Genomic DNA, 4,492 nt, shown 5'->3' with positions numbered 1-4,492 from the left:
GGCCACCAATTGTTGCGCCCCCCACGGGGCTAGGTGCCGAGGAACGAGGAGTCAGCTCAGCAAACGGACGATGTCAGCGTGGCCGTGCATCTGGGCCCAGGTGAGCGGTCTGGCCCAGTCGGGGGTGTCGGGTTCGGAGGGATGGAACGGTGACACCGAGGTCGCTCCCGGCCCCGCTGCTACGCTGCAGGCATGAACGCAGCTTCCAACGCAAAGCCGGGTCGTGGGGCGTTTCGGACGGGGTGGGTGCTTACCGGGCTGGCCGCCTTCGCGCTCGGGGCGAGTGCGATCGGGAAGTTCGTTGCTCCCCCGGAGTATGTCGAGCAGTGGGAGGGCCTGGGCTGGAGCAGTGACCTGCTGCTGACGGTCGCGATCATCGAGGCGGCGTGCGTGGTGCTCTACCTCGTGCCGCAGACGGCCGTCGTCGGCGGGGTGCTCGTGGCGGCGTACATGGGCGGGGCGACTGCGGCGAGTCTGCGGATCGGCGAGCCGTGGTTCGCCGCCCCGATCATCGGCGTCATCGCGTGGCTCGGCCTGTGGTTCCGACTCCCCAAACTCCGCGAGATCGCCCCGCTGCGCCTCTGACGACGGGCGTCTTCGTCCAGCGGCTACTCCTTTTCCCACACGCCGCTGACGGCGACGGTCCAGCCGTCGTCGGTGGGGATTTCGACTTGCCAGGTAATGGTGGTGGTGGATTCGAAGGCGTAGGTCTCGCGGGAGCGGGAAGAGGGGTCGTCGAAGCCGCGGCGGAACGAGTCTTTCCCGAAGATCGAAAACGTCTGTTCGCGGACGTCGAGGTCGTTGTTCAGGCCGACGGTGCGGACGTGGCCGGTGGCGGCGTCGAACCACATCAGGCGGTCGTAGCGCTGATAGGTCGTGCCGTCGGGGTTGGTGACGAACGTGGTGACGTGCAGGGCGTTGCCGGCCAGCGTGGGCGTGTACGTGTTGCGGCCGGTGATGGTCTCGCCGCTAGCGCGGGTGGCGGTGAGGTTCCACGTGCCGGCGAGGCGGTCGAGCAGCGTCTTGCCGACCTCGGCGTCGACGGCGGGCTCGACGGCCGATGCGTCCTGCGCGGCGACCGGTGCGGACAGCCAGGCAGCTGCGAGAAGTGCGAGCAGGAACGCGATGAGCGGCTTGGAGCAGGACATGGCTTGTCGTGGCAGTCTTGAAGACGTCGCTAGATCGACGTGAAGAGCTGGATCAGCACCGCGTTGGCAAGGTCGACGAAGAAGGCGCTCACGAGTGGCAGGAGGATGAACGCGAGCGGGGCCGGGCCGAAGCGTTTGGCGACGGCGGACATGTTGGCGATGGCGGTCGGGGTCGCGCCGAGGCTGAAGCCGGCGTAGCCCGCGCTCAGCACCGCGGCCGTGTAGTTTCGGCCGAGCAGGCGGTAGACGAGGAAGATGATGAACACCACGGCCGCGACGACCTGCAGGATCAGAATGCCCAGCAGCGGCACGCCCAGACCCGCGAGCGTCCAGAGCTGCAGAGCCATTAGCGACATCGAGAGGAACACGCTGAGCGCGTAGTCGCTCAAGACGGCCATCGCCTTGGTTCGGCTAGGCCAGATCGGTCGCAAGCTCGGCAGGAGCGTCGGGAGCGTGTTGCTCATGACGATCCCGACGAGCAGGCACGGCACGAACAGCGGCAGCTTCAAGCCGGCGGCCGTGATGGCTTCGTGTGCGACGTAGCCGAAGATGATCGCGATGTGGACGGTCAGCATGCAGCGCATGAGCGTCACATGGTCGAGCTTGTCGGTCGCGTTGTCCTCGGTGGTGGATGGGATGCCGACGACGGGCTCTGCATCGGTCTGATCGGAGGTGAGCTTGTCGCGCTGGATGAGGAACTTGGCGATCGGGCCGCCGACGATGCTGGCGACGACGAGGCCGAGCGTGGCGGCGGCGATGCCGATTTCGGCGGCGGCTTCGAAGCCGGTCTGTTCCTGAATCGTCGGCCCCCACGCGATGGCGGTGCCGTGTCCGCCGATGAGGCTCGCCGTGCCGAGCAGGACGCCGACGGGTCGCGGCAGTCCGAAGAGCTGCGCGCCGACGAGGCCGACGACGCTCTGGATGATCATGAACGCCAGCGTCAGCCCGAGCAGGATCAGCACGAGCTTCCCGCCGCGGATCAGGTCGGCGAACTGGGCGTTGAGCCCGATGGTCGTGAAGAAGACGACCAGCAGCGCGTCGCGCGCCGAAAGGTCGAAGGTGATCTGCGTGTCGAACAGCAGGTAGACCAGCCCGGTGATGACCGCCGCGAAGAGGCCGCCGCTGACGGGCTCTGGGATGTTGAACTCGCGCAGCAGGCTGATCCGGCGTGTGAGGAAGACGCCGATGAAGTAGACAACGAACCCGAGGGTGATCGCGATGAAGCTCGAAACTTGCATGGCACTCGGCGGCTAGTCGTCTTGGTCAGTGGTGTCTTCAGTGTCGGCGGTTTCGAGCTGATCCGGGTCCCAGCCGCCGCCGAGGGCTTTGTAGAGGGCGACGAGGTTTTGCGTCGAGAGGCCGCTGGCTTCGGCGACCTGGGCGTTGGCGGTCGACAGCTCCATCTCGACGCTCAGCAACGCCTGGAAGTCGATCAGATCGTCGCGGTAGAGCCTCGTCGCCAGGTCGTAGGCCTCCTGGGCACTGGCGGCGGACGTCTCGACGGCCTCGAGGCGAAGCCGCTGTTCGATGAACGCCGTCATCGCGGACTCGACCTCTTCCAGTGCGCGGAGGACCGTCTGCTCGTAACGCAGCGCCGCCTGTTCGAGCTGGGCGTCGGCCACGTCGACCTGGCTTTCGAGGGCCCCGCCGTCGAAGAGCGTCCAGCGGACGCTCGGGCCGAGGCTGAAGCCGAGCGGCGAGCCTGCGAGGTCGCTGTTGATCGAGCCGCCCAGACCGAACTGCGGATAGAGCTGCGACACTGCCACGCCGACGCGTGCGGATTGGGCGGCGAGGCGTCGCTCGGCCGCGCGGACATCGGGGCGTTGACGCAGCAGCTCCGCCGGAATGCCGATGACGATCTCCGCCGGCGGGACGGGCAGTGGCTGGGGCGTCTCCAGGTCGAACGGCAGATTCTGCGGGGCCTCGCCGACGAGCAGCGCGATCGTGTTGATGTTGCGATTGAGGTCGATCCTGAGCGGCGGCAGCTGGGCCTCATTGCTGGCGACCTGCTGCTCGGCACGGACGACATCGAGCCGCGAGGCCAACCCGTCGCGCTCGCGAATCCTGGTGAGGTCGAGGATCTCGTTCTGCGTCTCCAGGTTCGCCTCGGCGACGCGGAGCTGTTCCTGCAGGCGACGGACAGAGAGGTAGCGATCTGCGGCCTCGGCAAAGAGGGAGACCTGCACGTCACGCCGGTCGGCCTCGGGCGCCGCGAAGTCGGCCTCGGCCGATTCGATCTGCCGAGCGATGCGGCCGAAGACGTCGACTTCCCACGAGGCTTCGGCCGACAGGCTGCTCGTGAGGCCGCTTGCAAAGCCGGTGTCGGTGTTGCCCGTCGCTGCAGAGCCTCCGCCAAGGGAGACGTTGGGGCTGCGGCCGGCCGTGGCAATGTTGATGCGTGCCCGGGCCTCGCCCACCTTGGCGACGGCGACGCGAAGGTCGCGGTTGTTCTCGGCGACGGCGTCGATGATGTCGCTGAGCATCGGGTCGTCAAAGACCGTCCACCAAACCCGCAGGTCCGCCTCGCCGGGGACGAAGGTCGGGTCGTCGATTGCCGAAAACTCGTCGGGAACGCCCACGTTTTCGACGGGCGGGCCTTCGTAGTCGGGTCCGACTTTGCAGCCCGCTGCCGCGGCAGATACAACAAGGGCCGCCGCAACCTGGGTTGCACGGCGACTCGTCAAGTTCGGCAGAAGGAAGCTCGAATGGGCCATCGGTTCGCAAAGACGGTAGCGGCAGTGTCGCTGGCAGCGACGATGTCGCTCGCTGGCATCAGTTGTGGCACCAACGAGTTCGAAGCCCCGCCGCCGCCGGAGGTCGTCGTCGCCCAGCCGAGCGTGCGGAGCGTCACGACCTATGCCACGTTCACCGGCAGCACGCAGGCGGCCGATTCGTCGGACATCCGTGCCCGCGTCGGCGGCATTCTGGAGGAGATTCGATTCGACAACGGCAGTCCCGTCTCGCAGGGCGATGTGTTGTTCGTGGTCGATCAGCAGCCGTTCATCGCCGCACGCGACGCCGCCGCTGCTCAGCTGGAAAGTGCCAAGGCACAGCAGGCCCTCGCCGAGGCGACGGCCGCACGGATCGAGCGGTCGGCGCGCGACGGCGCGGTGACGCAGCTTCAGGCGGACGAAGCCAGAGCCCAGGCCGAGGTCGCCGCGGCCGCCGTCGAGGTCGCCGAGAAGCAGCTGGCCATCAAGCAGCTCGACGTCGACGACAGCGAAATCAAAGCGCCTCGCGCCGGCCTGATTCAAAAGGCGAGCGTCGAGGAAGGCGATCTCATCAGTGCCGGCGGGCAGACGCTGCTTGCCACGATCTACGACGACACGACGATCGACGTGTGG

General features: G+C 67.4%; 5 protein-coding genes. 2 read left to right on the top strand and 3 right to left on the bottom strand.

Annotated elements, in window-relative coordinates:
- Positions 1 to 192 precede the first annotated feature (192 nt).
- Positions 193 to 585 (top strand): DoxX family protein, encoded by a 393-nt coding sequence (locus tag AAGI46_15970; protein ID MEM1013705.1) that lies wholly within the window; start codon positions 193 to 195, stop codon positions 583 to 585.
- A 23-nt stretch (positions 586 to 608) separates the two neighbouring features.
- Here AAGI46_15970 and AAGI46_15965 read toward each other — a convergent pair whose 3' ends face one another.
- Genes AAGI46_15965 through AAGI46_15955 form a run of 3 tightly spaced genes read right to left on the bottom strand, consistent with a single transcriptional unit; the run spans position 609 to position 3,862 of the window.
- Complete coding sequence (locus AAGI46_15965; protein ID MEM1013704.1) at positions 609 to 1,148, bottom strand: hypothetical protein; 540 nt, start codon at positions 1,146 to 1,148, stop codon at positions 609 to 611.
- A gap of 29 nt (positions 1,149 to 1,177) precedes the next feature.
- Positions 1,178 to 2,386, bottom strand: a complete 1,209-nt coding sequence (gltS, locus tag AAGI46_15960; protein ID MEM1013703.1) for a sodium/glutamate symporter — start codon at positions 2,384 to 2,386, stop codon at positions 1,178 to 1,180.
- Between the two features lie 12 nt (positions 2,387 to 2,398).
- Complete coding sequence (locus AAGI46_15955; GenBank protein ID MEM1013702.1) at positions 2,399 to 3,862, bottom strand: efflux transporter outer membrane subunit; 1,464 nt, start codon at positions 3,860 to 3,862, stop codon at positions 2,399 to 2,401.
- Here AAGI46_15955 and AAGI46_15950 point away from each other — a divergent pair.
- On the top strand, positions 3,854 to 4,492 hold a 639-nt coding region (locus AAGI46_15950), incomplete at its 3' end, for an efflux RND transporter periplasmic adaptor subunit (GenBank protein ID MEM1013701.1). The two genes, AAGI46_15955 and AAGI46_15950, sit on opposite strands and share 9 nt — an antisense overlap.

This window comes from Planctomycetota bacterium (assembly GCA_038746835.1).
Lineage (GTDB): Bacteria > Planctomycetota > Phycisphaerae > Tepidisphaerales > Tepidisphaeraceae > JBCDKH01.
The sequence above is the reverse complement of the archived record's forward strand: the minus strand, read 5'-3'. Positions and strand labels throughout refer to the sequence as shown.

Bases quoted from the DNA above. Each gene is read 5' to 3' on its own strand.
- AAGI46_15970 (MEM1013705.1), top strand. From the start codon at position 193: ATGAACGCAGCTTCCAACGCAAAGCCGGGTCGTGGGGCGTTTCGGACG.
- AAGI46_15965 (MEM1013704.1), bottom strand. From the start codon at position 1,148: ATGTCCTGCTCCAAGCCGCTCATCGCGTTCCTGCTCGCACTTCTCGCA.
- gltS (MEM1013703.1), bottom strand. From the start codon at position 2,386: ATGCAAGTTTCGAGCTTCATCGCGATCACCCTCGGGTTCGTTGTCTAC.
- AAGI46_15955 (MEM1013702.1), bottom strand. From the start codon at position 3,862: ATGGCCCATTCGAGCTTCCTTCTGCCGAACTTGACGAGTCGCCGTGCA.